This is a genomic window from Promicromonospora kroppenstedtii DSM 19349, assembly GCF_000515355.1.
GTDB lineage: Bacteria > Actinomycetota > Actinomycetes > Actinomycetales > Cellulomonadaceae > Promicromonospora > Promicromonospora kroppenstedtii.
Genome location: NZ_KI911628.1, coordinates 832 through 4,475 on the forward strand (window position 1 = coordinate 832; position 3,644 = coordinate 4,475).

The following is a 3,644-nucleotide window of genomic DNA, read 5'->3' on the forward strand; positions in this document are numbered from 1 at the left end:
GTCGGCGCCGTCGCCGGGGCACCCGCGGGGAGCGGGCCGAGGCCGCCGCCGCTCGCACGAGCCGCAGCGACGAGGTCACCGCGCTCAAGGGCTCCACGCGCCTGGAGGCGAAGCGTCAGCGTCGCCGAGAGGGTCGCGACCACGGCCGTCGCCGTCAGATCATCACCGAGGCCGAGTTCCTGGCGCGCCGCGAGTCGGTGCAGCGGTCGATGATCGTGCGCGAGAAGGACGGCCGCACGCAGATCGCGGTGCTGGAGGACGGCGTGCTCGTGGAGCACTACGTCTCGCAGCAGTCGCAGGCGTCGATGGCCGGCAACGTGTACCTGGGCCGGGTCCAGAACGTGCTCCCCTCCATGGAGGCCGCGTTCGTCGACGTCGGCAAGGGCCGCAACGCCGTGCTGTACGCGGGCGAGGTCAACTGGGACGCGGCGGGCCTGGAGGGCCAGCCGCGCCGGATCGAGCAGGCGCTGAAGTCGGGCGACTCGGTGCTGGTGCAGGTCACCAAGGACCCGATCGGCCACAAGGGCGCGCGTCTGACGAGCCAGGTCACCCTGGCCGGCCGCTACCTCGTGTTCGTGCCCGGCGGCGGCATGACCGGCATCAGCCGCAAGCTGCCCGACACCGAGCGGTCGCGCCTCAAGAAGATCCTTCGCGAGGTGGTCCCCGACGGCGCCGGCGTCATCGTGCGCACCGCCGCCGAGGGGGCGAGCGAGGAGGAGCTGCGCGCCGACGTCCAGCGCCTGCAGGGCCAGTGGGACGCCATCCAGGCCAAGTCGAAGAAGGCGTCGGCCCCTGCCCTGCTGCAGGGTGAGCCGGACATGGCGATCCGCGTGGTCCGCGACATCTTCAACGACGACTTCTCGTCGCTGGTCGTGCAGGGCGAGGGCGCGTGGGACGAGATCGCGCACTATGTCGAGGAGCTCGCTCCCGACCTGCGCGAGCGCGTGTCCAAGTGGGTCGAGAACACCGACGTGTTCACGGTCCACCGCGTGGACGAGCAGCTCGCCAAGGGCATGGACCGCAAGGTCTGGCTGCCCTCGGGCGGCTCGCTGGTCATCGACCGCACCGAGGCCATGACGGTCGTGGACGTCAACACCGGCAAGTTCACCGGTGCGGGCGGCACGCTCGAGGAGACCGTCACGCGGAACAACCTCGAGGCGGCCGAGGAGATCGTGCGGCAGCTCCGCCTGCGCGACATCGGCGGCATCATCGTCATCGACTTCATCGACATGGTGCTCGAGTCCAACCGTGACCTGGTGCTGCGTCGCCTGGTCGAGTGCCTGGGCCGGGACCGCACCAAGCACCAGGTCGCCGAGGTGACGTCGCTGGGCCTGGTCCAGATGACGCGCAAGCGCGTGGGTCAGGGCCTGGTCGAGGCGTTCTCCGAGACGTGCGAGCACTGCAAGGGCCGCGGCTTCATCGTCCACGAGGAGCCGATCGAGAAGCAGGGCTCCGGCTCCGGCTCGGGCGCGCCCGCCGCGGTCGAGGAGAGCCCGCGTACGGCGCGTTCGCGCCGCAAGCGCGGCAAGGAGGCCAAGGAGAAGGCGGCTCCCGCACAGGAGCCGGTGGCGCCCGTCGCCAGCCTGCCCGAGGAGCGGTCCGAGGCACGCGAGGCCGTCAAGGCCACGCTCGCGACGATCGCCGCCGCGGCGCAGCACGCGCACGAGACCAAGGACGCCGCCGAGGACGGTCCTGCCACGCTGGACGAGATACAGCTGCCCTCGTCGGGCTCCGGCTCGTCGGGCCAGGCCGCCCCGGTGTCCGGTGACGCGCCGCAGCCCGCGGGCTCGCCCGCCGACGCCGGTTCGTCGGCGGACACCGCGCCGTCGACCGACGACACGCCGGAGGGGGGCTCCGGCACTGGGCAGCCGGAACCGCCCAAAGGAGCTGGCGACGAGGTCGCCTGAGCAGAAGAAGGGCTTCTGGGCGTGGCTGACGGGCCGCTGACCTGATCCCGACGAGGGTCGCCACCGCGAGGTGGCGGCCCTCGTTTTTTGTGCCCGGGAACTGCCGGCTCGGGCGCCCCCGGTCTTCCCCGGGCAAACCTCTTGCGGGCGCCTCACGTTCTATGGTTCATTAGTCGAGTAATGAACCAACGAGGTGTGACCGAGACGACGGAGACCGAGATGACAACCATCGCCGCGAGGCCGACGACCACCCGCCTGGGGTACGTCGACAACCTGCGGATCCTGCTGACCGTGCTGGTCCTGGCCCACCACAGCGCGCTGACCTACGGTGCGCTGCCGATGTGGTACTGGACCGAGCCCAGCGAGAGCCTGTCCGGGCTCGCGCTCGTGGCGTTCGTCGTCGCGAACCAGTTCTGGTTCATGGGCTTCTTCTTCCTGCTCTCCGGCCTGTTCGTGCCCGGCTCGGTGGACCGCAAGGGGCCGGGCGCGTTCGCCCGCGACCGGCTCGTCCGGCTCGGCGTCCCGCTGATCGTGTTCTGGCTGGTCGCGCGGCCGGTGCTGTCGCTGGCGGGCTGGCCCGAGCGTCGCGACCAGGGGGAGTCGTTCCTGCGGTTCTGGTTCAGCGCGGGCGACCCCGGGCCGATGTGGTTCGTCGAGGTGCTGCTGGTGCTGTCGCTCGCCTACGCGGCGTTCCGGGCCCTGCGGGCACGCTCCACCGCTCGTCTCGGTGCCGTGCCCGGGACCGACGTCGCCAGCGACACCGCCACGCCCCTGGTCGCCCACCCTCTGACCTTCCGCGCGATCGCCGCCTTCGTCGCGGTCCTGACCGTCGTGACGTACCTCTGGCGCCTTGCCGTGCCGCTGGGCACGTACTGGCCGGGGGTCGGCCTCCCGACGCCGGCCTACCTGCCGCAGTACGTGCTGCTCTTCGTGGCCGGGGTGCTCGCCACGCGCCGCGGCTGGCTGACGACGCTCACCGTGCGGCAGGGCCGGGTCGCCCTGATCGTGGCGCTCGTCGGGATGGGGGCGGCCCTCAGTGCGTCCGCCCTCGCGTCCGCGCCCGACGCCGGGATCGTCGTGCTGCTCGCCCAGAGCCTCGCCGAGAACGTGGTCGCTATCGGTGCGGCCGTGGGCCTGCTGGTGCTGTTCCGGGAGCGGTTCTCGGGCCAGCCGGCCTGGGCGCGGTTCGCAGCCCAGCACTCCTTCGCGGTGTACGTCATCCACCCGCTGGTGCTGGTGGGCGTGGCGATGCTGTTCGCGCCACTCGTGGCCCCGGCGGGCGTGAAGTTCCTGATCCTGCTCGTGCTGTCGGTGCCGCTCTGCTGGGGCGCTGCCTACCTGCTGCGTCGCATCCCGGGCGTGGCGCGCGTGCTGTAGCAGCGGGTGGGTCGTGGCGTGAAGGTCCGCCTCGGGCCTGCGGTCAGGCTGCGTCGCGTCCGGGATGCAGGCCTGACCGCACGGTCGAAAAGGACTTCCGCCGGTAGGCGCTGCCCAGGGAGGATCGAGGGCGTGACAGCCAAGACCTACGCCCGTGGGGTGACCCCCTCCGGGACGGCCGTGACCTTGCGTGGCTGGACCGCCCACGACCTCGACGCGGCCCGTGGATGGCTGCGCCCCGAGCACGAGTGGCACCGCTGGGACGGCCCGTACTACCCGGTCCCGACGGCGGAGCAGGCCGACGCCCTCGTCGCGGCGCTGGCCCGGAGCAGCGGGCTGGACCGGGCGGCGGGCGGCGGG

2 protein-coding genes and 1 pseudogene are annotated in these 3,644 nt (G+C 72.2%); all 3 read left to right on the forward strand.

The window, feature by feature from the left end:
- A partial coding sequence (locus tag PROKR_RS05980) for an Rne/Rng family ribonuclease (RefSeq protein WP_036960652.1) occupies window positions 1–1,907 on the forward strand: 1,907 nt, incomplete at its 5' end.
- A gap of 219 nt (window positions 1,908–2,126) precedes the next feature.
- A complete protein-coding gene (locus tag PROKR_RS05985; protein ID WP_036960668.1) occupies window positions 2,127–3,284 on the forward strand; it encodes an acyltransferase family protein in 1,158 nt (385 codons plus the stop codon).
- Between the two features lie 132 nt (window positions 3,285–3,416).
- A pseudogene (locus tag PROKR_RS34005) lies at window positions 3,417–3,644 on the forward strand (hypothetical protein); the annotation flags it as partial.

Excerpts from the sequence above, each read along its gene's own strand:
- PROKR_RS05985 (WP_036960668.1), top strand. The coding sequence starts at position 2,127 with ATGACAACCATCGCCGCGAGGCCGACGACCACCCGCCTGGGGTACGTC.